This window comes from Deinococcus roseus (genome assembly GCF_014646895.1).
GTDB classification, from domain to species: domain Bacteria; phylum Deinococcota; class Deinococci; order Deinococcales; family Deinococcaceae; genus Deinococcus_C; species Deinococcus_C roseus.
The window spans coordinates 1-26368 of the sequence record NZ_BMOD01000002.1 but is presented as its reverse complement, the minus strand read 5'-3'; the positions used below and the strand labels follow the sequence as shown (position 1 = coordinate 26368).

29 protein-coding genes and 4 tRNA genes are annotated in these 26368 nt (G+C 55.2%); 18 read left to right on the top strand and 15 right to left on the bottom strand.

Annotated elements, in window-relative coordinates; all coding sequences use genetic code 11:
- Positions 1-46: 46 nt before the first annotated feature.
- The 4 genes from IEY52_RS02995 to IEY52_RS02980 form a co-directional block, all read right to left on the bottom strand.
- Positions 47-122, bottom strand: a tRNA-Asp gene (locus IEY52_RS02995).
- Between the two features lie 2 nt (positions 123-124).
- Positions 125-211 (bottom strand) — tRNA-Ser (locus IEY52_RS02990).
- Positions 212-217: 6 nt separating this feature from the next.
- Positions 218-299, bottom strand: a tRNA-Tyr gene (locus IEY52_RS02985).
- 100 nt (positions 300-399) lie between these two features.
- Positions 400-473, bottom strand: a tRNA-Gln gene (locus IEY52_RS02980).
- A gap of 215 nt (positions 474-688) precedes the next feature.
- Here IEY52_RS02980 and nucS point away from each other — a divergent pair.
- The 12 genes from nucS to IEY52_RS02920 all read left to right on the top strand — a co-directional run bounded on the left by nucS (position 689) and on the right by IEY52_RS02920 (position 14468).
- Complete coding sequence (gene nucS, locus IEY52_RS02975) at positions 689-1441, top strand: endonuclease NucS (RefSeq protein WP_188999685.1); 753 nt, start codon at positions 689-691, stop codon at positions 1439-1441.
- A 198-nt stretch (positions 1442-1639) separates the two neighbouring features.
- Entirely contained in the window at positions 1640-2293 is a 654-nt protein-coding gene (locus IEY52_RS02970) for a GntR family transcriptional regulator (RefSeq protein ID WP_188999682.1), read from the top strand.
- A gap of 65 nt (positions 2294-2358) precedes the next feature.
- The gene (locus IEY52_RS02965) at positions 2359-3297 is read left to right on the top strand and encodes a proline dehydrogenase family protein (protein WP_188999679.1); all 939 of its coding nucleotides are present in this window, start codon (positions 2359-2361) and stop codon (positions 3295-3297) included.
- Between the two features lie 89 nt (positions 3298-3386).
- Positions 3387-4937 carry an L-glutamate gamma-semialdehyde dehydrogenase gene (gene pruA / locus IEY52_RS02960; RefSeq protein ID WP_188999676.1) on the top strand — a complete coding sequence of 517 codons (1551 nt, stop codon included), beginning with the start codon at positions 3387-3389 and terminating at the stop codon, positions 4935-4937.
- Between the two features lie 249 nt (positions 4938-5186).
- Positions 5187-6230, top strand: a complete 1044-nt coding sequence (locus tag IEY52_RS02955) for a zinc-dependent alcohol dehydrogenase family protein (protein ID WP_188999674.1) — start codon at positions 5187-5189, stop codon at positions 6228-6230.
- A 129-nt stretch (positions 6231-6359) separates the two neighbouring features.
- Entirely contained in the window at positions 6360-7142 is a 783-nt protein-coding gene (locus tag IEY52_RS02950; RefSeq protein ID WP_188999671.1) for a phosphotransferase family protein, read from the top strand.
- 59 nt (positions 7143-7201) lie between these two features.
- Positions 7202-7537 carry a hypothetical protein gene (locus IEY52_RS02945; RefSeq protein WP_188999668.1) on the top strand — a complete coding sequence of 112 codons (336 nt, stop codon included), beginning with the start codon at positions 7202-7204 and terminating at the stop codon, positions 7535-7537.
- Positions 7538-7703: 166 nt separating this feature from the next.
- A complete protein-coding gene (gene upp, locus IEY52_RS02940) occupies positions 7704-8327 on the top strand; it encodes a uracil phosphoribosyltransferase (protein WP_188999666.1) in 624 nt (207 codons plus the stop codon).
- 9 nt (positions 8328-8336) lie between these two features.
- Positions 8337-9446: an MraY family glycosyltransferase gene (locus tag IEY52_RS02935; RefSeq protein WP_188999664.1), complete on the top strand. Its 1110-nt coding sequence runs from the start codon at positions 8337-8339 to the stop codon at positions 9444-9446.
- Positions 9446-10573 (top strand): non-hydrolyzing UDP-N-acetylglucosamine 2-epimerase, encoded by a 1128-nt coding sequence (gene wecB, locus IEY52_RS02930; protein ID WP_188999662.1) that lies wholly within the window; start codon positions 9446-9448, stop codon positions 10571-10573. Before IEY52_RS02935 ends, wecB begins: the two co-directional genes overlap by 1 nt.
- Positions 10574-10778: 205 nt before the next feature.
- A complete protein-coding gene (locus IEY52_RS02925; protein ID WP_188999660.1) occupies positions 10779-13361 on the top strand; it encodes a bifunctional diguanylate cyclase/phosphodiesterase in 2583 nt (860 codons plus the stop codon).
- A gap of 219 nt (positions 13362-13580) precedes the next feature.
- Positions 13581-14468 (top strand): diacylglycerol/lipid kinase family protein, encoded by an 888-nt coding sequence (locus tag IEY52_RS02920; RefSeq protein ID WP_188999658.1) that lies wholly within the window; start codon positions 13581-13583, stop codon positions 14466-14468.
- Here the strand turns inward: IEY52_RS02920 and IEY52_RS02915 are convergent, their stop codons facing one another.
- Positions 14469-15392 (bottom strand): phosphodiester glycosidase family protein, encoded by a 924-nt coding sequence (locus IEY52_RS02915; protein WP_188999656.1) that lies wholly within the window; start codon positions 15390-15392, stop codon positions 14469-14471.
- A gap of 286 nt (positions 15393-15678) precedes the next feature.
- Positions 15679-16992 carry a glycosyltransferase gene (locus IEY52_RS02910; protein WP_188999653.1) on the bottom strand — a complete coding sequence of 438 codons (1314 nt, stop codon included), beginning with the start codon at positions 16990-16992 and terminating at the stop codon, positions 15679-15681.
- Between the two features lie 110 nt (positions 16993-17102).
- Here IEY52_RS02910 and IEY52_RS02905 point away from each other — a divergent pair, with 110 nt between their 5' ends.
- The 6 genes from IEY52_RS02905 to IEY52_RS02880 all read left to right on the top strand — a co-directional run bounded on the left by IEY52_RS02905 (position 17103) and on the right by IEY52_RS02880 (position 20856).
- The gene (locus IEY52_RS02905) at positions 17103-18080 is read left to right on the top strand and encodes a helix-turn-helix transcriptional regulator (RefSeq protein ID WP_188999650.1); all 978 of its coding nucleotides are present in this window, start codon (positions 17103-17105) and stop codon (positions 18078-18080) included.
- 17 nt (positions 18081-18097) lie between these two features.
- The gene (locus IEY52_RS02900) at positions 18098-18604 is read left to right on the top strand and encodes a DinB family protein (RefSeq protein WP_188999648.1); all 507 of its coding nucleotides are present in this window, start codon (positions 18098-18100) and stop codon (positions 18602-18604) included.
- Positions 18605-18670: 66 nt separating this feature from the next.
- Complete coding sequence (locus tag IEY52_RS02895; protein WP_188999644.1) at positions 18671-19204, top strand: DinB family protein; 534 nt, start codon at positions 18671-18673, stop codon at positions 19202-19204.
- 129 nt (positions 19205-19333) lie between these two features.
- Complete coding sequence (locus IEY52_RS02890; protein ID WP_188999640.1) at positions 19334-20020, top strand: RelA/SpoT-related domain-containing protein; 687 nt, start codon at positions 19334-19336, stop codon at positions 20018-20020.
- Complete coding sequence (locus IEY52_RS02885; protein ID WP_188999637.1) at positions 20020-20214, top strand: hypothetical protein; 195 nt, start codon at positions 20020-20022, stop codon at positions 20212-20214. Before IEY52_RS02890 ends, IEY52_RS02885 begins: the two co-directional genes overlap by 1 nt.
- A 219-nt stretch (positions 20215-20433) precedes the next feature.
- Entirely contained in the window at positions 20434-20856 is a 423-nt protein-coding gene (locus IEY52_RS02880; RefSeq protein ID WP_188999634.1) for a VOC family protein, read from the top strand.
- 339 nt (positions 20857-21195) lie between these two features.
- Here the strand turns inward: IEY52_RS02880 and IEY52_RS02875 are convergent, their stop codons facing one another.
- The 9 genes from IEY52_RS02875 to IEY52_RS02835 form a co-directional block, all read right to left on the bottom strand.
- On the bottom strand, positions 21196-22407 hold the full coding sequence (locus tag IEY52_RS02875) for a WD40 repeat domain-containing protein (RefSeq protein WP_188999631.1): 1212 nt from the start codon (positions 22405-22407) through the stop codon (positions 21196-21198).
- A 344-nt stretch (positions 22408-22751) separates the two neighbouring features.
- Positions 22752-23111, bottom strand: a complete 360-nt coding sequence (rplL, locus tag IEY52_RS02870) for a 50S ribosomal protein L7/L12 (protein WP_188999627.1) — start codon at positions 23109-23111, stop codon at positions 22752-22754.
- 71 nt (positions 23112-23182) lie between these two features.
- A complete protein-coding gene (gene rplJ / locus IEY52_RS02865) occupies positions 23183-23677 on the bottom strand; it encodes a 50S ribosomal protein L10 (protein ID WP_188999624.1) in 495 nt (164 codons plus the stop codon).
- A 259-nt stretch (positions 23678-23936) separates the two neighbouring features.
- Entirely contained in the window at positions 23937-24629 is a 693-nt protein-coding gene (gene rplA / locus IEY52_RS02860) for a 50S ribosomal protein L1 (protein ID WP_188999621.1), read from the bottom strand.
- Positions 24622-25056 carry a 50S ribosomal protein L11 gene (gene rplK, locus IEY52_RS02855; RefSeq protein ID WP_188999618.1) on the bottom strand — a complete coding sequence of 145 codons (435 nt, stop codon included), beginning with the start codon at positions 25054-25056 and terminating at the stop codon, positions 24622-24624. Before rplK ends, rplA begins: the two co-directional genes overlap by 8 nt.
- A gap of 72 nt (positions 25057-25128) precedes the next feature.
- A complete protein-coding gene (nusG, locus tag IEY52_RS02850) occupies positions 25129-25701 on the bottom strand; it encodes a transcription termination/antitermination protein NusG (RefSeq protein ID WP_188999615.1) in 573 nt (190 codons plus the stop codon).
- Entirely contained in the window at positions 25698-25880 is a 183-nt protein-coding gene (gene secE / locus IEY52_RS02845) for a preprotein translocase subunit SecE (protein WP_188999613.1), read from the bottom strand. Before secE ends, nusG begins: the two co-directional genes overlap by 4 nt.
- Positions 25881-25882: 2 nt before the next feature.
- Entirely contained in the window at positions 25883-26050 is a 168-nt protein-coding gene (gene rpmG / locus IEY52_RS02840) for a 50S ribosomal protein L33 (RefSeq protein ID WP_188999610.1), read from the bottom strand.
- Between the two features lie 223 nt (positions 26051-26273).
- Positions 26274-26368: EF-Tu C-terminal domain-related protein (locus IEY52_RS02835; protein ID WP_188999607.1), on the bottom strand; the 95-nt coding region annotated here is incomplete at its 5' end.

Sequence of the window (26368 nt, the reverse complement as noted above, 5' to 3'; positions counted from 1 at the left end):
GTTTTTCTGACCACAAAAAAGACCCCCGGGAATTTCCTGAGGGTTTTGGCGGATGATACCGGATTCGAACCGGTGACCTTTGCCCTGACAAGGCACCGAGCTGACCGCTGCTCTAATCATCCAATGGCGGATGGTGAAGGATTCGAACCTCCGGGGCTGTACGCCCACCTGGTTAGCAACCGGGCACAATAGACCGCTCTGACAACCATCCATGGAGTGGTGATGACAGGATTTGAACCTGCAATGCGTTACCGCGTCTGATTTACAGTCAGGTGCCCTACCAGATGGGCTTCATCACCATGCGTGTGGGTTGTAAAAGCCCTCTGGATGCTTTTGGAGACATCCAGAAGTTTCTCTTGTGTTTTTCAGGAATAAAAAAAGCCGATCCCTGAGTGTCTTTGGCACGGGAGTAAGGATTCGAACCTTAACTGTCTGAGTCAGAGTCAGATGTCCTGCCGTTAGACGACTCCCGTAAGCACAGGGATCAGCATATATGATTCTAATGCCTGGACCATCCGCTGTAAAGCTCAGGGAAAAACGCCTATTCACACTGATTTTTTCAGGCCAAATGACCTGGATCTGGCAGGAAAATCTCCTGCAAATGGAGCAAGTACCAAGCCAGTGACAGGTTGCTGGAGGTCAGGGTGGTCCTTTGAGAAGGCAAGATCCATCCTGTACAGTGTGGGACATGATTGCGGGTCTTCTTCATCAACCTTCCTGTCCTGATTTGCTTGCTTTTCTGTCCAGCCACCTGAATTCAGGGCGACTGGTGCAACTGGTGGGGGAGTGTGAAATCAGTTATGCAGGACGCGCTGCCAGTCATGCAGAGGCTGGAAATTACCTGGTGATTGTGAAGCCAGATGGCAGCATTCAGGTGCAGGGGGCAAAAGGGGTGAAGCCCGTGAACTGGCAACCCAGAACCGACCACATTTCGGTGTCGCTGGAAGCCGGGATGGTGGTGCTCACTGCAGAGCGGAACAGCCCACCTGAAGTGGTGCGCGTGGTGTGTCTGGACCCCCATCTGGCCTTTGCTGCAGAGTTTTCACAGGAGTATGGGTTTGTGCTGTCGGGTTCTGAAGCAGAGATGCGCAGGACCCTGAAGCAGAAGCCAGATGCCATGGAAATGGGCCTGAAAATCCTGGAAGAGGAGCTCCTGACCGATGTGGGAGGGGTGGATCTCTTTGCCAGAGACCGGGAAGGGCAACTGGTGGTGATTGAACTCAAAAGGGCCAGGGCCACCCATGAGGCGGTGTTTCAACTGGACCGGTATGTGAAACTGACCCGCGAGCAGACCGGGCAGCAGGTGAGGGGCCTGCTGGTGGCCCCCAGCATCACTTTTTCTGCGCTGGAACGGTTGCAGGGCCTGGGTCTGGAGTTCTGCGAAATGACCGTTTTGCCCGTGCTGGAAGAGGACAGACAGCTGAGTTTGTTTGATTTTTGAGTTTTGGTGCAAGCCAAATCCGGGCAGTCCTGAGCAGGGACTGCCTTTAGATTTTTAAAGCTGCTTAAGTTTGAATAATCTTTCAGAAAAGGTGTCTAGAACACTAGATTTTTGCCTTGATTGTGAATCTTTATTGACTATACTTGCATAGATCAAGGATTGTGCAAAACCCGATAAAAATTGTATATTGTATACAATATGAACTTTGAGCGCCCCCAACTGATCCGCGACGAGATCTACCAGTTGCTGCGTCACCAGATTCTATCGGGCGGAATCCAGCCCGGTGCCCGCATCGCAGAAATCGAACTGTGCGAGCGTTTTGGGGTTTCCCGCACCCCCATCCGTGAAGCCATCCAGCGTCTGGTGCAAGAAGGCATGCTGGAAGCCAACGCCAACAAGAGCGTGCGGGTGCGGGTGCTGTCTGCCGAGGAAGCCCGCCAGAGCTACCAGGTGCGTGAAGCCCTGGATGGTCTGGCTGCAGAGCTGGCCGCCCAGAACTACACTGACGAAGATGCAGGAAACCTGAAAGATGCCCTGCACGACCTGAAAGTGGACCGGGAAGACTACAAAGAGCAGACCCGTCTGGATTTGCTGTTTCACCGCAAGATTGCCCTGGCCAGCCACAACCAGACCCTGCTGCAGTCCCTGAACAACCTGGAGCACACGGTGGCCATCATCAAACACATGACCGGCACCTACAACCTGATGCCCGAAACCACCGTGCAGCACGAGGCCATCCTGGAAGCCATCCTGCAGAGAAACGTCAGAGAAGCAGGCCAGCTGGCCCGCGACCATGTGCGTTTCTTCGGGGATCTGGTGGTGCAACAACTGCACGAGATGACCCGCAACTGAGCGGGTCAAAACTGAGTTGATCAAAAGGGAGTCTGGGAGCCGCTCAAAGTTCATAGGGAGGCAGCATGGATTTGAATCAGGTGTACCGCAACACGGTGCTCAGTGTTGCAAACAACAAGACCGTACAGGACATTGTCAAACAGCGGGCCTGGAGCGTTGCAAAGCGCTTTGTGGCCGGAGAAGAACGCCAGACCGCCATCGAGGCCGTCAAGGACATGGAAAAAGTGGGTGTGCACGGCATCCTGGATTTGCTGGGTGAATTCGTGGACACCGAAGCCAAGGCCAACGAATTTGCCGACGAAATCATCCGGTTGCTGGACGCTGCAGAGGGCCAGGGCTTTCCCATTTATGTTGCCATCAAACTGTCCAGCGTGGGCCAGAAGATCACCCTCGCCAACGGTGAAAACCTCGGCATGATCAACGCCCGCCGCATCCTGAAACGGGCCAGAGAATTGAAGGGTTTTGTGGCACTGGACATGGAAGACCACCCGCTGGTGGACCTCACCCTGCAACAGTTCAGAACGCTGGTTGGCGAATTTGGGCATGAGACTGTGGGCACCGTGCTGCAAGCCTACCTGTACCGCACAGAGCAGGACCGCGCCAGCCTGGACGACCTGAAACCCAACCTGCGCATTGTGAAGGGTGCTTACCTGGAGCCCGAATCGGTGGCTTATCCAGCCAAACGGGATGTGGATTTGCAGTACCGCCGTCTGGTTTACCAGCACCTGAAAGCCGGGAATTACTGCTGTGTGGCCACCCACGATGAAAGCATCATCGAGGATGTGAAGCGCTTTGTGCAGATGAACAAAATTCCCAACAGCCAGTTTGAATTCCAGATGCTTTATGGGATCCGCAGGGAGTTGCAGATTCAGCTTGCCAGAGAGGGTTACACTGTGCGGGCCTACATTCCTTATGGTTCAGACTGGTATGCCTATTTCAGCCGCCGCATTGCAGAGCGTCCTGCCAATGTGATGTTCGTGTTGCGGGGCATGCTCAAAGGGTAATGGTTTTTTGGCCACAGATTGTATACAATATCCAGTATACAATCTGCCCTGCAGATCCAACCCAGACCGTTCCCTGTAAGGAGCCCCACATGCTGAAAATTGGAAGCTTTCAAACCGAATCTTTCGTTGACTTCACCAAACCTGAAAACGTCAAAGCCTACCAGGACGCCCTGAACAAAGTGCGCCAGGAGCTGGGAAAGACTGTTCCCCTGATCATCAACGGTGAGCGCATCTTCACCGAAGAAAAAATGACCTCCCTGAACCCCTGCGACACCCAGGAAGTGGTCGGATATTCTGCAAAAGCCACCACCGAACACGCAGAAAAAGCCCTGCAGGGCGCATGGGAAGCTTACAGTTGGTGGAAAAACTGGAGCATGGATGCCCGTGCCCGCATTCTGGTCAAGGCTGCCAAACTGCTGCGGGAACGCCGCCATGAATTCAATGCCCTGATGACCCTGGAAGCTGGCAAGAACTATGCCGAGGCCGATGTGGAAACCGCAGAAGCCATCGACTTCCTGGAGTACTACGCCCGCCAGGCAGACAAGTACGCCCATCCTGCAGAAACCTACCCTTACCCCGGAGAGGAAAACGAGCTGCACTGGATTCCCCTGGGTGTGGGAGTGTCCATCAGTCCCTGGAACTTCCCTCTGGCCATCTTTGCTGGCATGCTGACTGCCCCCATCGTGGTGGGAAACACCATCATCGTGAAACCTGCCGAGGACACCAGTCTGATTGCCGCCAAATTCATTGACCTCCTGATCGAGGCTGGAATGCCTGCCGGTGTGGTGCAATTCCTGCCTGGGGTTGGGGAAGAGGTCGGAGATTACCTCGTCAAGCACCCCAGAACCCGCTTCATCACCTTCACGGGGTCCCGCTCTGTGGGCCTGTACATCCATGCAGAAGCCGCAAAAGTGCTCAAAGGCCAGAAGTGGATCAAGCGCACCATCATGGAACTTGGGGGCAAAGACGCCCTGATCGTGGACGAAACCGCCGATCTGGAGAGTGCTGCTGCGGCAGCAGTGCAAAGCGCTTTTGGGTTCAACGGCCAGAAGTGCAGCGCCATGAGCCGCCTGATTCTGGTGGACGCCATCCATGACGAAGTGCTGAACAAATTTGTGGAGCGCACCAGAGCCCTCAAAGTCGGCAATGCAGAAGAAAACAGCAATGTCACCGCTGTGGTCAATGACGAATCCTTCGAGAAAATCCAGAAGTACATCGAGATCGGCAAAACCGAAGGCAAGCTGGAAACCGGAGGCGAGGCAGACGGCAGCAAAGGATACTTCATCCAGCCCACCATTTTCTCTGGTGTGGATGCCCAGGCCCGCATCGCCCAGGAAGAGGTCTTCGGTCCCTTCGTGGCCGTGATCCGCGCCCGTGACTTTGACCACGCCCTCGAAATTGCCAACAGCACCGAATACGGTCTGACTGGTGGGGTGTTCTCCGGGGTGCGTGCCCGTCTGGAAAAAGCCCGTGCCGAATTTGAAGTGGGCAACCTCTACTTCAACCGCAAGATCACCGGTGCCCTGGTGGGCGTGCAGCCTTTCGGGGGCTACAACATGAGCGGGACGGACTCCAAAGCTGGAGGCCCCGATTACCTCTCCAACTTCCTGCAACTGAAGACCGTGACGGAACGGTTTTAAGGTGTTCCTGCTTCTCGCATTTGCTCTAAGCTGTTCCCCGTCAGCGTTGGGGTTAGGGTGAGCGTTTGGGAGCACTGCGGGTCAAATCCCCCTGCGCCGCACTGCGTTTGGCGCTGTCCCCCTTGACGAAGGGGGATTTTTTCTTGCCTGAAATGGTCTCCAGTCCTGTTTTACACCGACCCCATTTTGTTAAGGGGGGACCGCAGAGCGAAGCGATGCGCGGGGGGATCTTTGCCTTAAAATTCCACTATGAAAGCCGTCCTTTTCCATGCCTTCAACACCCGCCCCGAGTTCACCGATGTGCCTGACCCTGTGGTTCTGCCCGATGGGGTGGTGCTGAAAGTGGAGGCCACCGGGGTGTGCCGCAGCGACTGGCATGGCTGGGTGGGTCATGACAGAGACATCGTGTTGCCCCATGTGCCCGGTCATGAGCTGGCCGGGACGGTGGTGGAAGTGGGCAAAAACATCCAGAACTGGCAGGTGGGAGACAGGGTGACCCTGCCTTTTGTGTGTGGGTGTGGACACTGTGCTCCGTGCCAGTCCGGGAACCAGCAGGTCTGTGACCACCAGTTCCAGCCAGGGTTCACCCACTGGGGGTCTTTTGCAGAATACGTGGGCATCCATCATGCGGACCAGAACCTGGTGCGCCTGCCAGAAAGCATGGACTTTGTGACTGCGGCAAGTCTGGGGTGCAGGTTTGCCACCTCTTTCCGGGCTGTGGTGCATCAGGGTCGGGTGCGTGGGGGAGAGTGGGTGGCGGTGCATGGCTGTGGAGGGGTGGGCCTGTCTGCCATCATGATTGCCAGAGCGCTTGGGGCATCGGTGGTCGCCATTGACATTGATGATCAGAAGCTGGACTTTGCCCGCTCTCTGGGGGCAGATGTCACCCTCAACAGCAAAAACCACAGCAATGTGGTGCAGGCCATTCGGGATTTGACCGGCGGTGGTGCGCATGTGTCTCTGGATGCCCTGGGTCACACCTCCACCTGCTTCAATTCCATTGCCTGCCTGAGAACCAGAGGCCGCCATGTGCAGGTGGGTCTGATGCTGGCCGAACACCAGCATCCTGGCCTTCCCATGGACCAGGTGATTGCCAGAGAACTGGAAATTTACGGCAGCCACGGCATGCAGGCCCACGCCTACCCTGAAATGCTGCGCATGATTGCCCAGGGTGTCCTGCAGCCCGAACGCCTGATTGGGAAGCGCATCACCCTACAGGAATCCATCGATGCCCTGATGCAGATGGATTCTTTTTCAGGAACCGGGGTCACAGTGGTGGACCGTCTGGTCTGACAACCCTGCAGCACATCACTGTTGCCCTGAACATCTCCTGCTATTTTGCTGGGGTCTGCCAGAACGCCTCTGGCAGGAATGTTTAGTGTACCTGCTACATTTTTTGATGGGCTCGTTTAAAATAAGGGGGTGCTTACGGAACTTTCACAGACTTATGGACCCCTGGAATTCATTCAGGAGAGTAAGCACAGCCTGACCTACCGCAACGGACGGTATGTTCTGAAACTGTACCGCGAGAAAAATCAGGCTGTTCTGGAAGCCGAAAACCTCAGACGCGCAGGTTTGCAGCACCTGATCCATGATGTGCAAGTCACAGAGGCCGGAGAACTGCTGGTCACCCATAGGTTCCCTGGCCTTCCTGTCACTGCCCAGACCCTGAGAAGTGCATTGCCTGGTCTGAAGCACTTTCTGGACCAGCTGCATCAGCAAAAGAGCACAGAGCAGGTGAACCTGACCCCGGTGGTGCTGAAACTGCAGCAATTTCAGGACATCCGCACTGCAGAAAATGACTTTTTGTTTGTGATTCTGGAAAAAGCACTGCAACAGGGTTTGCTGGAAACCCACGGTGTGTTCTGCCATCTGGATCTGTGGAGCAACAACATTCTGGTGGCCTCAGATGGTGAAGTGCTGGTGATCGACTGGGTGCGCGCCAGATTCGATGATCCCATGCGGGACATTGCCCTTCTGAAAGCCGGTACCCTGGATCTCCTGCCCGAACAGGAAGCCCTGCAGGCCGCCCTGGCTTATGTCAAAACCCCTGCAGAGCGGGAACGGTTCACGGCCTACCTGGCCCTCACCTACCTGAATGACCTGCACTGGATCCCCAGAAACACACCCCACACGGTGGCCACAGAGTTGCCTTTCAAACTGGAACGTGCACAACATGCGCTGGGCATCCTTGCTGGATTTTGAGGGGCTGGATTTTGAGGTTTTCTTACCTCTCATTCGGGGAAGACACTTTACACTGAGGCATGACCCCTGAAGCCGTGGCCCGCCTGATCCAGCAGAAACTGACCCCTGGCCTGCTGATTTATTTGCAGCCTGTGTTTCTGCTTTTTCTGGCAGGCATTTTTCTGAAATGGTCTGCTGGCTCGGTGTTTCCCCTGAAATTCCTGCTGGTGGCTTTTGGGGTGGTTTCTCTAGGCCTTGCTTTTTTTCTGGTGATCTGGGTGCTCCTGATGCACCGCTGGTCCAGAGAAATTGTGCCCCTCATGCAGGAGAGGGCTTTTGGAACGGTGATTGAACGGTATGCCAGATACGCTTTTTCCAGGCGGGAGAAGGAATATTACGGCAAGCAGTTGCGCTGACCAAAGAGCAAGGTCAAAGGCAAAAAGCACTTCTGTAGGCCCAATTCCTGTTTTTTGTTCTGGGCTCTGGGCTCTCGGCTCTCGGCAACTGGTGTCATGATTCAGATTTTCCATCCCTGACCTGTAGAGAACTTCACAGAACCCTTCCTGTTATGATGGTTTCGATATGGTCACTGTGGTCACACACCCCCTGGTACAGCACAAACTGACGCTTCTGAGAGACGAAAACACCGGAGTCAAGGACTTCCGTGAACTGGCATCAGAAATTGCCACCCTGATGGCCTACGAGGCCACCCGCGATCTGGAACTGCAAGATGTGACGGTGCAAACCCCCATCACTTCTGCTGAATTTCCCATGCTTTCTGGAAAGAAACTGGCCCTGATTGCCATTTTGCGGGCAGGCCTGATCATGGCCGATGCCATTGTCAAACTGATTCCTGCTGCCAAAGTCGGTCACATTGGTCTGTACCGTGACCCTGAAACCCTCAAACCTGTGGAATATTACGTGAAACTGCCCCAGGACATCTCTGAGCGTCGCATTTTCGTGCTGGACCCCATGCTGGCCACCGGAGGCAGCGCCATTGATGCCATTCGCACCCTGCAGGCCAGAGGAGCACAGAGCATCAAACTGATGAGCATTCTGGCTGCTCCAGAAGGCATCCGCGCCGTGGAAGAAGCCTGCCCGGATGTGGAAATTGTGGTGGCTGCCATTGATTCTCACCTGAACGACCACGGGTACATTGTGCCCGGTCTGGGTGATGCTGGTGACCGCATTTACGGGACCAAGTGATCTGAAGTGATGGAATTTCTGCATAAACTGGGAATTGCCGATCCTTTTGGCAAGGGTCCGGTCAGTGTGCTGCTCACTTTTCTGGTGGCCTGGCTGCTCACCCAGCGTTTCATGCCCAAAGTGCGGGAATTTGCCATCAAGGTGGGCTGGGCGGACATGCCCAACGAGCGCAGGCTCAACAAAGAACCCCTGCCCAATGCAGGTGGGCTGGCCATTTTTGGGGGGTTCATTGCCTCAATTGTGGTGGCGTGGGCACTGCGCCCCATCCTGATCGAGCATTTGCAGGTGCAGGTTCTGGCCATTTTGCTGGGTGGGGCCTTGCTGGCTTTTACGGGCTTCATTGATGACCAGTTCGAGTTGCCTCCGCTGTTCAGGATGGTGGTGCAACTGATTGCAGCGTCCCTGCTGGTGGTCAACGGCCTGCACATTGATCTTGGCGTGGTGCCGTGGTTCAAAGAGGTGCTGGGAGAGAGCATCAATGCCTGGAACATCATGATCACCATCGTGTGGATCATCGGGATCACCAATGCGGTCAACCTGATGGACGGGGTGGATGGGGTGGCTGGAGGCATCGGTTTCATTGCCTCCATGGTGCTGATTGCCGTCAGTGCACAGTCTCCAGACCGTGCTGCTGCAGTGATCATTCTGGCTGGACTGGCCGGAGGCATCCTGGGCTACCTGAGGTACAACTTCAATCCCAGTCAGATCATCATGGGAGACACCGGGGCTTACCTGATCGGGTACACCCTGGCTGCAGTGGCCTTGCTGGGCACCCTCCCAGAAAGCCAGAACCCCTCTTTGATTTCGCCCTTTTTGTTTCTGGCTTTGCCCATTCTGGACACCACCCAGGTGTTCATCGGTCGGATCCGCAGGGGGAAAAGCCCCCTCAAACCAGACAAAACCCACCTGCACCACCGCCTGCTACAACGCACAGGCAGCGCCCGCACCACCTCGGTGATCATCTGGGCCATCACGCTCACCCTGAATGTGATTGGCATGGTTTACCAGGGGATTTCTCCGCTGGTGATTGCGGTCACGGTGCTGGTGATTGCTGGATCGCTGGCCTGGGTGGCTTACCGCCGGGTGCGTGCGCTGAGCAAAGAAAGGACCCTCAACTGATGCGTGTTGTTGTCGCATTTGGTACCCGCCCAGAGGCCACCAAGATGGCCCCGGTTTATCAGGCGCTGCATGAACAGCCCGGAATCACCCCCCTGATGCTGGTGACAGGACAGCACCGCCAGCAACTCGATGATGCGCTGGCCGTGTTTGGCCTGACCCCCGATGCAGATCTGGACGTGATGACCGACCGCCAGACCCTCCCCGGTCTGGTTGGGAAAATTGTTCCTGCTGCTGCCCAGAAACTGAAAGAAATGCAGGCGGATTACGTGCTGGTGCATGGGGACACCACCACCACCTTCTGTGTGGCCCTGGCGGCTTTTCTGGAAGGCATCCCGGTGGGCCATGTGGAGGCCGGTTTGCGCAGCGGCAGCATGAAAGAGCCTTTTCCCGAAGAGGCCAACCGCAAGCTGACCGATGTGCTGACCGATCTGGATTTCGCCCCCACCTCTCTGAGCCGCGAGAACCTGCTGAAAGAAGGCAAAAATCCTGCAGGCATCATTGTGACCGGTCAGACTGCTGTTGACGCTGTGCGTCAGGTGGCTGCACGTTCGGGCCTGCGTGCTGAATGGCAAAGCAAAAAACTCATTGCCATCACCATGCACCGCCGGGAAAACCTGCCTGTGATGGGAGACCTCGCCGGGGTGCTGAAAAAGCTGACGCTGGCTTTTCCGGAGTTTCATTTTGTTTATCCCGTGCACCTCAACCCTGCCGTGCGTGAAGCTGTTTTTCCGGTTTTGCAGGGCCTCTCCAACTTTGAACTGACCGACCCCCTGAACTATGCAGACATGGCTGCCCTGATGCAGGCCAGTGAACTCTTGATCACCGACAGTGGAGGACTTCAAGAAGAAGGTGCTGCCCTGAATGTGCCTGTGGCGGTCTTGCGCAATGTCACCGAGCGTCCTGAAGGCCTGGAGGCTGGAGTGCTGAAACTCGCGGGCACAGAGCCTGAATCCTGCTATCAGGTGCTGGCTGGGCTGCTGTCCAGTCCAGAAGAACTCAAGTACATGCGCAGCCGTCCCAATCCTTACGGAGATGGACAGGCCAGTGTGCGCATTGCCCAGGCGGTGGCCTGGAGGCTGGGTCTGACCAGCAAACCTGCAGACTGGGGCAGCATTCCTGCACTTTGAGCCCTGCGCTGGGCCATGCAGGTCGTGATTTTAGGGGTTTTCCCGCAGAAAGGATAAGAGATCTGCCTTAATCTGAGGGATTCGGCTCCAAATTGTGCACGACCCACGCATACTGTAAATATGCCATTTTGCTCTCTCTTCAAGTCGGCCTTTGCGGTTTAGACTTGAAGAGCGTTCTCTTTTGCACCGACTTCAAGGAGCATTCATGAACCCAAGCGGAGTAGTCAAAGCCCAATGGTTCACCGCCCTGGCCATGCTGTTTGTGATGGTGGTGGGGGGTGTCATTGTGGGACTTTCTGAAAAGCAGACCCTGGAGGTCAGCCGCAGGATTGCCCAGCAGCGTGCCGATGAACAGATCCGTACCCTGCAGCATGAACTGGAGAATTCCCTGTCTGCGGTTTATGCCCTCTCTGCTGTGGTTCGACAGAACCAGGGACAGGTGCAGGAGTTTCATGCCCTCGCAGAGCAGATGCTGCAGGTCTACAGGGGCATCCGTGCCCTGCAACTCGCTCCTGAAGGGGTGATCCGTCATGTGCATCCCTACATCAACAACGATGCAGCTTTTGGGCTGAACCTTTTCACCGATGAGCGAACCCGCCTGTATTCCGAGCAGGCTTTGAAAACCCGCAAACTCACCCTGGCAGGTCCTGTGGAACTCATTCAGGGAGGGCAAGGGCTGATCGGGCGTTACCCCGTGTTCCTGCAAGACGGGCGCTTCTGGGGTTTTGCCCAGGTGGTGCTGGATTTGCCTCAATTGCTGCAGATCAGCAACCTGCCCACCCTCTCTACTGAGGGTTACAGCTACAAATTGACCTTCCAGAACCCCAACACCCTCAAACGGGAAACCATTGCTGCTTCCAGAAAAGAGCCTGGAGATCAGGCCCTGGACCTCAACATTGAAGTGCCCAACGGCAAGTGGCTCTTGCAGGTGGCTCCGGTGAACGGGTGGCTGGATTACACCAGCATTTTTCTGAAGGGCATTTTTGTGGTGGCCCTTTCGGGATTGGTGGGTCTGCTGGTGTGGCTGATCATGCGCCAGCCCCTCAAACTCACCCAGATTGTGCTGGAACGCACCCAGGAACTGGGAGAGTCACTGGCCCTGCTGGAAGCCATTTTTGACGCCACCAGCGATGCCATGCTGGTGGTGGACAACAGTGGACGCATGGTGACCTGCAACACCCAGTTCCTGACCCTTTGGGGCATCTCCCGCAATGAACTGCAGAATTACAACAACCTTGCCCTCAGGTACCCACCCATCCTCAAGCAGATCAGTGATTTTGAGGAATTTCGCAAGGTTTTGCAGGAATCTTTACGCTCTCCTGAACGCATCCAGAGCGACCTGATTTACCTGGAAAATGGCCGCGCACTGGAATACATTTCCAAGCCTTATTATCTGCACCAGCAGATCCGGGGAAAGCTGTGGGCTTTCCAGGATGTGACCCAGCGTCGACGGGCAGAGGAACGGGTGCGCACCCTGGCCTACTATGACCGCCTGACCTTGCTCCCCAACCGGGCATATCTGGAGGAAAATGCCCCCAGGCTCTTGCAGGAGATGCATGAAGCCGGAGCCACCCTGGCCTTCCTGTACCTGGACCTCGACAACTTCAAGACCATCAATGACTCGCTGGGTCCGATGGTGGGAGACCGGGTGCTGCATTACTTTGGGCAACGCCTCAAGCAGGTGCTGGCCCCCCGGGACCTGCTGGTTCACCTCAGCGGCGATGAATTTGTGTTGCTTTTGCCCCACACCACCGCTCCCAAGGTGCAGGATTGTGTGCAGGACATTCTTGAACTGGCCCAGCAGCCTTTTTCCATTGAGGGAAAACAGCTTCTTGCCACCCCCAGCATTGGGGTGGGGTTTTATCCGCAAGACGGCACCGATCTGGACACCCTGATGCGCAATGCCGACACCGCCATGCATCAGGCCAAAGCTGCCGGGCGCAACACCCACCAGATTTTCACGCCAGAGATGAGCAAAGCAGCCTCCGAGCGTTTGCAGGTGGAAACCGACCTCAGGCAAGCCATCGAGCAGGGAGAATTCATTGTCTTTTACCAGCCCATCATCAATGCCCAGACCGGAGAGTGCATTGCTGCAGAGGCTTTGATCCGCTGGCTGCACCCTGAAAGAGGCATGATTCCGCCCATCCGCTTCATTCCCATTGCGGAGTCCACAGGCCTGATTTTGCCGCTGGGCCGCTGGATCCTCAACGAGGTGTGTCGCCAGAACCACGAGTGGCGCGAAAACGGCCTGCCGATGGTGCCCGTGGGGGTCAATTTCTCTGCCCTGCAATTCCGCCAGAACGATGTGATGGAAACCATTCAGGAGGCCCTGGAGCGCTTTGACCTGCCTGCCCAGTACCTGCAGGTGGAACTCACCGAGAGCCTGGTGATGCAGGACGTGGAGAAAACCACCCAGATCCTGCATGACCTCAGCCGTCTGGGGGTGATGAGTGCCATCGACGACTTTGGCACAGGGTATTCCAGCCTGGCTTACCTGAAACGCTTCCCCATCCGCAAAATCAAAATTGACAGGTCTTTTGTGCGAGACCTCACCCATGACCCCGATGATCAGATTCTGGTGAAGGCCATGATTGACCTCGCCCGCAACATGCACCTGCATGTGGTGGCTGAAGGGGTGGAAGACGAGCAGCAACTGCAACTGCTGAAAAACCTGGGCTGCCATGAAATCCAGGGTTACCTGATCAGCCGCCCGGTCCCAGCAAAAGAATTCCAGCAGTTTCTGGGCACCCTGGGCAAGCCGCCTGGGGTCAAAAAACGCCTGGATTGATGCATGTTGAAAGAACGGGTCAGAAGACTGTAGGGGAATTGTGATGAAGAGGGTCTGCAATTCACAGCGAACTTTTAAAAGCAACACTTCACTTCGCCCAGTTGCCCACGCAGCTTCCCACAGGGGTTTTTCTGAGAGCGACAGCAGTTCTGAAATGTTCTTTGCTGACCGCTGACCGCTGACCGCTGATCGCCTGTCCTGTGTGCTATTTTGAAGCGTATGCTCCGTCTGATCATCAATCCCCATGCCTCCAGAGGCCATCTGGAAGACAAATTGCCGCGTCTGCTGGCTGCCCTCAAACAGCAGGGTTTTGCCTTCACCCAGCATGTGACCCGCGAGCCCACAGAGGTGATGCAAGTGGCCCAGAACTGGGATCCTGTCACAGACACCCTGGTGGCCGTTGGAGGAGATGGCACGGTGCAGTCGGTGGCAAAAGTGGCTGTGCAGCAGGGTTTTCGCATGGGCATTGTGCCTTATGGCAGCGCCAATGATTTTGCCAGCTGTCTGGGCTGGAGCACCCGACCCGAAGATGCCCTGCGCAGGCTTTCAGAGCCGGTCACTCCGGTGGATCTGGGGGTTCTTGGATCAGAAGGCCTGTTTGTGAATGGCCTGGGGATGGGCTTTGATGCTCTGGCAGGCAAATACAGCTATGACGCGCCCTCTTACATGACCGGCATGCCCCGGTACGTCTGGGGCGTTTCAAAAGCCCTCAAGACCCTGGACAATCTGCAGGTTCAGGTCATTGCAGATGGCCGTGAAATTTATGCGGGTCCTTCTTTCCTGGTCTCGGTGATGAACTCCACCCGCTATGGGGGAGGCTTCAAGGTGGCACCCCAGGCCCATCCCTCTGATGGTTTGCTGGACATCGTGATTGGCAAGGAGATTGGCAAAGGCATGCTGGCCAGTGTGCTGCCGCTGGTGGTGATGGGACAGCACACCGCTTTGCCTTACGTGATGATTGCGCGGGCCACAGAGGTCACCGTGCGCTGGGAAGCTCCGCAAGCCTGCCATCTGGATGGTGAGATGCTGGAAGACCGCACAGAATGCCAGATCCGCATTCAGCCAAAAGTGCTGCAGCTGCAGGGCCGCCTGAGAAATTACCGCTGATCAGACCTTCTTGCGCAGAAAAACCCCAATGCCAAAGGCCAGAGAACGGGCAGGAGGCACCACCAGTTTTTTCTCCCAGACCATGCCTGCACTGGAACCTCCATCCAGCAGGATCACCTCTTTTGCTTTCATTTTCATCATGATCTTGCCCACTTCGGCCAGGGTGAGGTGCTGTGGGCTGGTCATGAAGATCAAGTACTCGTTGTTGACCAGGCCCACAGCGCTGCGTCTGGCCCTTCCCCACACTGCAGGATCCCTGTAGCCTTCACTGCGTGGCTGAATCACCAGACGGCCATTCTGGACCACGTGGGGACCTGTGGCGATCACGGTCTCGTAGCCTTTCCAGGAATTCAGACGGTCATGGATGCGGGCCTTGTTGTCTGGCGTCACTGAAAGGGCAGTCTGGATTCTTCCAGAGGCCAGTTGCCTGCCCTGAAACACCAGGTCTCCAGCCGGAATGTAAGACTGCGGATGGAAATAGCCACCATTGATGGCGGCCACCAGATCCCGCCTCTGGGCCAGGTAAGGCAGTTTGGCTCCACCATGTCCCAGGCCAACAGCAGGCAAAAGGGGGCTGATGTGAACCCCAGGATGGGCCAGATTGACGTGTACAGCGTAAACAGGCACCTGCAGGACTTTTTTGCTGGACATGGCAACAGCAAAGGGCAGAGGTGGGTTTTTGGGAACGGTGATTTTGACCTGGGACAGCTTCAGTTTCTGTCCCGAATAGATGGTGTTGTTTTTCAGGTGGTTGAGGGTTTTGAGGCGTTCAACGGTGAGTTTGTGCTTCTGGGAAATGCTCCATAAGGTGTCTCCCCGTTTGACGGTGTAGGTGGTGGCGGGCTGGGTGCTGGCAGCTTGTGCTGCAGGCAGGCACCCCAGGAGAAGAACGGACCACAGAACATGCCGAAGAGGTTGACGCATGGATCCCCCCATTCAAGCCAGCACAGGTCACACAACCCTTCAAAACACTGGCTGTTCAATCAGAACAAGCCTGATGATAGCAAAGCCTGGGTGTGTAAAAAGCATAAACATTAAATGCAGGTTTAGTCAATCTTTAAAATGCAATCAGATTCGATGATAAAATTAAGCTGCTTTATTTTTATTAAAGTGGGCATTAAATTTGAAAAATTTAGATCATGGAAAATGTCATTTTCAATACAGAAACCCTGCCGAAGCAGGGTTCATGAAGCAGCAAGGGTGATGGGATTTACTGGATTGCAGTTTTTCTGGAAAGTGTGCCTGCAGCCCTGGAATTCAGCACAGGTTTGCCTGTACGGGCCAGTTCCTCCAGCAATTCCACAGCCGTTTCTGCACTGCGGGTTGCAGCAAAAGCCTTCTGGATCTTTTTCGCCTGCTGCCCATAAGAACCTTGCAGCACCTGCTGAATGGCCTGACGCACCTGCTCGGGTCTGGGGCGGTTGGTTTTCAAATTGAGGCCCACCCCCGAAAATTGCACCCGGTTGGACACCTCCATCTTGTCCTCGGTGGTGCCTGCAGAAACCACAGGCACCCCATTTGCCAGGGCGATGGTGATGCCGCCATACCCTCCGTTGGTCACAAACACATCCACATGGGGCATCAGTTCTGTGAAAGGCACAAAAGCTTCCACACGGGCATTCTGTGGCACCGGAAAGGACAGGGAGGGTCCTCCAGTGGTGGCAATCACCAGCACATCCTCGCTGGCCAGGCCTTCCAGGGTGGGCTGAATCAGCTCATCTGCATGGGTGGCAATGGTGCCCTGGGTGACCAGAACCACCGGGCGGGTTTTGTTCACCACCTCGTTCCACCAGATTGGGGGCGTGAAAGCACGGGGACGGTCTGGCAGCAGGGGACCAATGAAGTGCACGGTGTCAGGCAGATCCGAAACCGGATACTCAAACTCAGGGGTGGTGGGCTGCAATGTGAGGTAACGGGAAGGTGTGGGCCGGAAAGGGGCATACTGCCAGCCGTTCTTCTGGGCGATATTCCGATACGCCTGGTTGACTTCCCGAAACACCACATGGTCCACCATCCAGTACGTGATTTTGTTGCGGATGCGCCCAAAGAAACTGGAATCCGGCAAGAGCCCCAGTCCGAAGGCGGCCAGATCTTTGCTTTCAAAGCTCAGCACGCTGATGTCCAGCATGGCGTGGGGAAAGCCCTCGTTTCCCAGCACCAGGCCTGCCACCACAGCCGGATCGCTGAGCAGCACCTCTGCCTTGAAATCCGAGATGACGTGGCGCAGGTCTTTGACCTGACCTTCTGCAGACCCCACAAACAGGTGCTTGAAATCAAACACCACCTGTTTGAGGCCGCTGTAACGGGTGCGCTCAGGGAAGTGTTTATTGTAGTCGGAATCTCCGAAGTCCAGGGCGTTCTGAATGGGATAAAAGGTGGCCCCGGTGGCTTCAATCTTGTCCTGATGAAAACGGGAACCGTACCAGGCCACCTGGTGTCCACGGGCAATCAGCGCCCGCACCACAGGTGCAAAAGGGGCAATGTGTCCTGGAATGGGCATGGTGGCAACCAAAAATCTTGTCATGGGTTTCTCCTTCTCAAACCTTCTGGTTTGTAGTATCCCTTACAGGGTGTCAAAGAAGCGTGAAAAAGGGACGGTAGGGTTCTCAGCGGCCAGAGCGTCATAATGCAGAGATGGACCGATTGACCCGACTGCTGGGCATGCTCACTTTATTGATGGGAACCGAAAGAACCACCGCTGCAGAGCTCTCGGGGCGTTTTGGGGTGTCCAAACGCACCATTTATCGGGACATTGCCGTGCTGGAGGAAGCAGGAATTCCAGTGGTGCTGTTTCCCGGAAAAAGTGGAGGCATCGGGGTGATGGAGGGGTATGCCCTGGACCGCAGCATCCTCAGCCAGAAAGAAGTGCTCAACCTGATGCGCCTGCTGAACAGTCTGGTGCAACTTCCCATGGGCATCGAACAGGCCCAGATCTATGAAAAGCTGCAACTGCTTTTGAAGAAAAACCACACGGATGGCATGCCTGCAGGCTGGCAGGAAATCGTGATTGACCATACCGCCTGGGGGTCAGACAAGGCAGATGTGCAAAAGCATCAGGTGTTGCTGCAGGCCATTCGCAATTGCCAGCACGTGCAATTTGCCTACCACAAGCCCACCAGCGACCAGCCAGAACTGCGCAGGGTGGAGCCTTACTCTCTGATCCTGAAAACCGGGTACTGGTACCTTCTGGGGTATTGCCACAGCAGGGGGGATTTCAGGCAGTTCCGGTTCAGTCGCATTGGAAATTTGCAGATGGACGCAGAAACATTTGCTCCCAGAGAAGTGCCGCAGGAGATGCTGAACATCAAGGAGCACTGGTTCCGGCGCAGTCCACCCATCAAGGTGCGTTTTCTGGCAGAAGCAGAGGGGTTGCCCCGCATCACCGAGTGGTTTGGCACAGACGCCCTGAAAGAACGCACGCCCCAGGGCAGCATTTTTGAGATTCATGCCCCCGAAGACGAGTGGCTTTACGGGCTGCTGTTGCAACTGGGGGAGGGCATCGAGATCCTTTCACCGCCCCACCTCCGTGATGTTATTTCCCAAAAAGCTCTGAAGATTTATGAACGGTACCAAAAGTTGACACCCTGGTGTCACACTGCAGAGGTACAGTGAATCCAGAGAGGAAAAACATGACACAACAATTGGATTACACCGCATCTCCCAGCAAAGACACTTTAAAACTTCTGTTTCATCCCACCTCTTACATGGGTGCTGCTGCCCTGCTGGATGGCCTCACCCCCGAGCAGGCCACCACCAGACCGGAAAGCCTGCCGCATTCGGTGGCCGAAGTGGTGGCCCATGCCCACTTCTGGCTGGAGTGGGTGCTGAATGTGGCCCGTGGCGGCGAACCTGTGCCCACCCCCCATGCTGCTGTGGGCTGGCCTGCTGTTGAAGCAGAGGGTTGGGAAACCCTCAAAGCAGCCTTCCTGCAAAACCTGGAAGCCTCCCAGACTTTTTCCCAGCAGGACCTGGACCGTCCCCTGTTTACCAGCTTCTATTACGGCTGGGAGAAGAATTCGGTGGGCGCGACCCTGGCAGGCATTGCTGTGCACACGGCCCACCACCTTGGACAGGTGATTGCTGTGCGGCAGGCCCTCAAACTCTGGCCCCCACCTGCAGGTGCATACAGCTGGTGATTTGAGCTCAACAACAATTTAGACCCTTCAACACAGAAGCCCTGCTTTCAATCAAGGAGGTTGACCATGACCATTGCCACCAACAAAGCCGCAGATCTTCGCAACAAGCCCCTCAATCAACTGCTGTTCCCCGATCTGGATCAGGAATTTGCCGTCACCCGCAAGTTGCTGGAACGGGTGCCCATGGAGCAGGCAGACTTCAAACCCCACCCCAAAAGCTTCACTTTGCAGGCACTGGCCAACCACGTGGCAGGTTTTCCCGACTGGGGTTTGCAGACCATCCAGCAGGATGTGCTGGATTTTGCGGAAGAAGGCGAGCCCTCAAAACCCCTCACCACCCGTGAAGCCCTGCTGGAACACTTTGACCGCAAAGCTCAGGAATTCAAAGCTGCCCTGAGCCAGCTTTCAGATGAAGCCCTGCAGACCATCTGGACCATGAAATCCGGCGACCAGATCTATGTGCAGGGACCCAGAGGGGAAATCCTCAGGAATGGCATCCTCAGCCACCTGGTGCACCACCGGGCACAACTCGGGGTGTACCTGAGGCTGCTGGATGTGCCCGTCCCCAGCTCTTACGGTCCCACTGCAGACGAGTTCTGAGACCATGAAAAACTGAAAAGTCCGAAACTGGGGCAGCATTCTCAAGGATGCTGCCCTTCTTGCTGGCAAGGGTCATAAGCTGGACACCCCCTCTGCAGTATTTCCTCTGGCACGTTAAACTGTGATGCAATGAAGAAGGCAGAGTACCAGAGCCTGGCGGATGCAGCAGGATTGCACCATTACTTTGAAACCAGCTGGGATCTGTACTGGAATTACGGCAGAGGCCCTGCCCCCAGGCAATCTCCGCAAGATTTGATCGAGGCGTATTACACGGCACGGGACCTCTCTTCCACCTTCAGACACAAAATCGAGGACATCAGCGAGACCCTGAAGGTGCGCACCTCCATGCGGCCCCAGGGCATCAAGAGTCCCAGTCGCATTCTGGAAAAAATGAAGTCCCATCCGCCAGACAGCAGGCGGGTGCCCAACGACATTCTGGGCAGCAAATTGACCTGCAAGAGCATTCAGAGCATGTACGAGGTGGCAGAGATGTTGCCCCGCTACATCGAGGTGGTGTATTTCTCAGACCGGGTGATCAGGCCCCACCAGTCGGGGTATCGGGATTTGCAATTTCTGGTGGTGGTGGAACCCGAAACCCGCCACATCGGTGAGGTGAAGATCGTGCATGAGCAACTGGACGCCCTGGACCAGTACGAGCACCGCATTTATGAAATCACCCGTGAGATCACCGCAGAGTTTCGCAGCAAAGAACTCTCTCCGGTACAGCAGCGCATTCTGGAGGAATTGGCCCGCGCAAGTGATAACCTGTATGCATGGCTCTGGAGTGACATCCTGAGCAGGGAAGAACACCTCTGATGCGCTACTACCTGTACGGACACACCCCTGTCAAACTGGAACCCACCGCCTCGGGCGGCCTGAAGGTGATGGTTTTCAACGCCCAGACCCGCAGCTTCTACCCGGACTGCACCCTGTATCCTGCCATTCTTTTTGGCAGGGGAGAGGACATTCGCCAGATCGATGAGGCAGAGTTCAGAAAACGCACTGCCTGAGAGGTTCTTTTGAAGCCCCCAGCGGGGCTTTTTTCATTTTGGTTTGCGAACAAAGCCAGCTTTACCTGGGTCTCGTATTATGTTATAATTGAAATGTAAGCGAGTGGTTTTGCAGAAAAGCCTGAATTGGTTCTTGAAAGACAGAAGCAATCGGGAGCTTTCCTGTGCAACCTGCTTTACCTTACCTGAGAAACATCATCATCCCATCAGGAGGAAAAAGTGATTTCAGCTGTCAGTCACATCACCCGTTATGTACAGGATGCAGAAGAAGCACTGAAGTTCTACACCGAAGTGCTCGGATTCAACAAACAATTCGATGGCGAAGCTGGTCCCGGTTTGCGCTGGCTCACTGTCACCGCCCCTGATCAGCCCGGAGTGGAGATCGTGCTGTTTGAACCCAGAGTCTGGTTCAGAGACCCCGATAAAGCTGCAGAGGCAGAATCCATCATTGACCGCCAGCCCCAACTGGTGTTCATCACCAAAGACATTGATGCCGCTCTGCTGCGCCTGAAAGAGGCTGGAGTGAAGCTGGACACCCCCGAAGTACGCGATTTGCCCTGGGGCCGCGATCTGGAATTCAGAGACATCACCGGAAGTTCCATCAACATGGTGCAGCTCAAACCTGAACCTGTGCTGCAGTAATGCCTGAAAAAGGCCACCCTTGAGCTGATTTTCACTTCATGCGCTGGTTTTCAAAAACAAATCAACAACAACACCGTTTAAAGCAGGCCCTCTTTCCCAAATTTCTGACCCCTGACTGTGAATTCTCTGGTGATTTTTCTTAATGTCAATTTGTGTGAATTGTATTGCTGTAGAAATGCCAAACATCAAAACTCAATCCATTGACATACCCCTGATGACTCAGGGGTTTTTGCTGTTTACTGTTTCTCTATGGGTCTGGTGAAACCTGTAGAGCAAGCAAAACCACAGCCTCCGCCTGCAAGAAGAGGCTGGATCAGGCTGGAGATGCAACCATCCACATTACCTGTAGATTTGCGTCAGCAAATTGGGTTTGCCTTCAACCAGTGAACCATTGACCACCAGGTTTCCATCCGGGGTCCAGGACAGGTGGTAAACCTTGGATTGCAGAGGATAGGCTCCAGGAAGCAATTTGCGGTTTTTTACATCAAAGAAGTAAATTTTCCCTGTTGAGCCATTTGCAAAAGCCAGGATTCGGCTGTCCTGCGAAAAAGCTGCGGTTGAAACATTTTTGATGGGCAGGCTGATGCGGCTCAGGCTTCTGGTGTCCAGCACATCCAGGGAGTCTTTGTTCACCACTGCGGTGAGCGTGCTGTCCAGAGAAGGCACCAGTTCCAGTTCACCCGAATGTTCCTGAGCAAAGAGCACCTTGCCGGTTTTGAAATCAATGTTCAGCAGCATGTCTTTCAGTTTTCGTTCTGTGTTTTGTGGGGTGGGGAAATGGACATCGACCATGGAGGAGAGGATGCCCTGAGCAGACCACATCACACGGTCCAGGGGTTTGGTCTGGATCAGGATTTTTTCAAGCTCCAGTGTGCCAGCGCTGAACACGTATCCCGTGGAGAACAGCCTGTGGTTGTTGTGACCAAGCAGATGCTCACCGTCTGCACTCAACAGCAATCCAGTCAGCGAAGGGGCTTGATGGGATGCGGTGCTTGTCACCTTGAGGTCTGGCGTCAGGCGCACCAGCGTCTGGCTCATGGCGCCCGATTGTTGTAAAGCAATCAAGCCATATTTCTGAGAACGAACAAAATTGCCAGTGGGTGCTTCTGTGAGGTCAAGGCTTGTTCCAGGTTTGCCATCCAGCCGATTGAACCTGTGAAGGGCATAACCATCGTTAAGGTAATAATTCCCCTCAAGCTTTTCAATGGGCTGTTCTGGGGTGAAAGGCAGTTTTTTGCTGCTGATGTTCTTCAGAACACTGGTTTTCTTGAGATCAGGCTTGACCACCACCGTTTTCAGTGCAGGGACAGGGATCTTTGGATCGAAAGTCAAATCAAAAGAAACCAGAGATTGAAATTTTTCGGGGTTGTTTTTGAAAGGCAAAAGTGTCATTTGGTAACCCAGACCCGAGCTGTGACTGGCTTTGATCCGCCACCCTCCATCTGGATTGGATTGCATGGATTGCAGTTTGAATTGCAAGACATCATAAAGTGGATTTCCGATGTATTTCTCAGCCAGGGTTTTCCATTCATCCACGGCCAGAGGAGTCACAAAGCAACGCCAACTTTTGGTGGTGGTTGGACATGCAGAAAATCCTGTGTTTGCCAGAAGAAGGATGCCAAAGGTGTGCTGATATGCGATGCGCTCCTGAACATCCTGTGCAGAGATTGAAAAAGCTGTAGATCCCAGAGCAAACATCACGCCAATCAAAAGTTTTTTCACATCTGTCATTACAGCACCTGGCTGAAGTTTAGGCAAGCTGGTGGCTTCAAGACCCAAAAACGGAACACCCCCGAGAATCCTCGGGGGTGTTTGCACTCCGGTACTTTTTTGAAGTTCCTCAGGCAGCCATGCTGCATGCTGAGGGTCTTCTGGTCGCGCAAGCGACCGGAAGATTATTTGATTTCGACTTTGGCGCCAGCAGCTTCGAGGGAAGCTTTGACTTTCTCGGCTTCCTCTTTGTTGACGGCTTCCTTGATGGCGCCACCTTTTTCGGTGAGGTCTTTGGCTTCTTTGAGGCCCAGACCGGTGATGGCACGCACTTCCTTGATGACGTTGATTTTGTTGGCGCCAGCGTCAATCAGGACAACGTCGAATTCGGTCTGCTCTTCTTTCACTTCAACAGCAACAGGACCGCTCTGGGCAACAGCAGCGGTGACGCCCCACTTCTCTTTGAGGGTGTCGATCAGATCGGCGAGTTCGAGAATGGTGGCCTGTTCCAGCAATTCAATGACTTGGTCTTTGTTAAGAGCCATGGTGGTTCCTCCAGGGAAATGTCGTTACACGACAGAGAGAGTTCTTAAACCGAGGTCTGAACAGTTCTGAATTAAGCAGACTGTTCGAGCTTCTCTTTGTAGGCTTCGAGGATGCCCACAAAGTTGGACATGTGTCCGGCAAGGGTGCCAACGAGCAGTGCGCGCTGGTCCTGCAGGGTGCCCAGGGAAGCAATTTTGGTGACGGTTTTGGCGTCAATTTTGACACCGTTGAGCAGACCGGCCTTGGCGGCAGGAATGCCTTTGTCGTTGCCTTTCGCGGCATCGGCGAGCACCTTGGCGGCTCCGGCGGGGTCCTTGTCGGCAAGAACCACAGCGCTGGGGCCGTGCAGGATGTCGGCGAAGTCATGTCCGCCGTCCTTAAGGGCCAGACGCACCAGGGTGTTCTTGGCGACGATCATCTGGCAGCCCTTTTCGCGCAGTTCCCTGCGGAGTTTGCTGATCTGACCGGCGCTCAGGCCCTGGTAGTCGACGACGTAGAGGGTCTCTACGCCACTTAAGGACTCGCGGAGCGCGGCGAGGCTGGTGATGTTACGGGGATTCGCCACTGTTGTCTCCTTTGCTACTCGGGGACAGGGGTGCTTTGCACCTTTAAAACAGTCCGTGTGCAGAGTGACCCACACACGGAAACCGTTCTTGTCACTCGGCAGGATCTTTAAACCTTGGCAGGTCCCTGCTGTCTTCGTTGCCAGATTGTGAAGTGCAAATGCACCGGGGTGCCTGTAGAGAGGCGTTGTTGCATTCCCTTTGGGGAACCATCCCTTTGTTAAGGGGACCGCCTGACGCTTGCGCTCAGGCAGGGGGATCTTACTGTGCGCTGTAAGCCAGAGCGATGGAAGGACCCATGGTGGTGGTCAGGAACACGCTCTTGACGTAGATGCCTTTGGCAGCGGCGGGTTTGGCGCCTTCCAGGGCAGTGAACAGGGCACGGGCGTTCTCGACCAGCTTCTCGGGGGAGAAGTCAGCCTTGCCGATGGGTGCGTGCACCACACCGGTTTTGTCGTTGCGGAACTCGATGCGACCGGCTTTCAGGCTTTTGACCATGCCAGCCACGTCCAGACCCACGGTGCCGCTCTTGGGGTTGGGCAGCAGGCCACGGGGACCGAGCAGACGGGCCAGTTTTTTACCAACTTCAGCCATCACATCAGGGGTGGCAACCAGAGCATCGAAGTCCAGGAAGCCGCCAGAGATGCGGTCGATCAGTTCTTCTGCACCGAAAATGTCGGCTCCGGCAGCTTCAGCTTCCTGGAGTTTGTCACCTTTGGTGATCACGGCCACGCGCACAGAGCGACCGGTGCCGTGGGGCAGGGCCACAGTGCCACGGACGTTCTGGTCGGACTTGCGGGGGTCGATGCCCAGACGCAGGTGCACTTCCACGGTCTCGTTGAACTTGGCGCTGGCGATTTCTTTCACCAGTGCGGTGGCTTCTTCGATGGTGTACTGCTTGTTGCGGTCCACTTTGGAGACCAGGGCCTTGTAGCGTTTACCGTGCTTAGGCATTGGGGGCCCCCTCGATGGTCACGCCCATGCTGCGGGCGGTGCCCATGACGATTTTGGCGGCGGCCTCTAAGCTGCCAGCGTTCAGGTCGGGCATTTTGGTTTCAGCAATCTTCAGCACCTGTTCGTAGCTGAGCTTGCCGACTTTGGCTTTGTTGGGGGTGGCGCTTCCCTTGGCGATGCCGGAAGCCTTGCGGATCAGGTAGCTCATGGGAGGGGTTTTGGTGATGAAGGTGAAGCTGCGGTCCGCGAAAATGGTGATTTCCACGGGGATGATGGCATCGCCCTTATCGGCGGTGGCAGCATTGAACTCTTTGCAGAAGCCCATGATGTTGGCGCCGTGTTGACCGAGGGCGGGACCTACTGGTGGGGCAGGGGTTGCCTTACCAGCAGGAAGCTGAAGCTTCACAAATCCGGTGATTTTTTTCATTCTGTTCCTCCTTAGCTCCCCTCAGGTTCTGCGCAGTGTGGTGTCACAGTCCTGTGGGTGAAACGCTAAGATTTAAGACTTCTGTACCTGTGCGAAATCCAGCTCGACGGGGGTTTCACGCCCGAAGATCGAGACCAGCACTTTGACTTTGGCGCGCTCCAGGTTCACTTCTGCAACCACTCCAGTGAAATCACTGAAAGGCCCAGCGGTGACACGGACCATGTCGCCATCTTTGAAAGCCACTTTGGGTTTGGCTTTCTCCACCTTCTGTTTTTCCGCCACGCCCACGCTTTGCAGCAGGCGATCCACTTCCTCAGGGGAGAGGGGAACGGGTTTGGTGGCTGTGCCCACGAAGCCCGTGACACCAGGGGTGCCGCGCACCACTTCCCAGGACTCGCCCAGCTCGCCGGGGTTGTACGGATCATCCACATCCATCTGAACGAAGATGTATCCGGGGAAGAGTTTGCGTTTTACGGTTTCTTTCTTGCCGCCTTCTTTGATCTCGACGGCTTCTTCGGTGGGCTGGAGCACCTGAAAGATCATCTGCCCCCACATGCCATAAGCTTTGGCACGCTTTTGCAGGTTGTCTTCGACGCGGTCTTCCTGACCCACGTAGGTGTGAACGGCGTACCATTCGATGCTCATTTCAGCAACGCTCCCATGCCGAGGTGGAAGAGACGGTCCATGCCCCAGATGAGAAGGGTCATGAAAATCACGAAGATGAAGACCGTTTGGGTACCCTCAAGCACCTGGACTCTGGTGGGCCAGTTCACTTTTTTCAGCTCGTCACGAGCTTCCTGGAAGTACCGAACGATCCCTTGCATGATCAGATCTTCTTCTCTTTGAAGGCAACGTGCTTCTTGGCAACGGGGTCGTATTTTTTCAGCTCAAGTTTGGCCTGGGTGTTGCGGCGGTTCTTGGTAGAGGTGTAGTAGAACCCGGTGCCAGCAGTGGACTCCAGTTTGATCTTGATGCGTGGACCTTCTTTGGCCATGGTGACTTTCTCCTTTCGTTTGCCCTTGGGCAAACTCCCAGTCCTGCACCTGCTTGTGCAAGCCGTCTGGTGTCGGGTCTGCATTGCAGACAACAGTCCCGATTATTTCATGGATGGACAGAGAATGCAAGCGCTGGAGAAAGGTGTTACTGCTGTCGTAAATGTAATGGCTGAGACATCAAAAAACCTCCCCGAAGGGAGGTTCAAACTTTAAGGGTTTGGATTACTCGAGGACTTTGGAAACCACGCCTGCACCAACGGTCCGGCCACCTTCGCGGATGGCGAAACGCAGACCTTCTTCCATGGCGATGGGCTTGA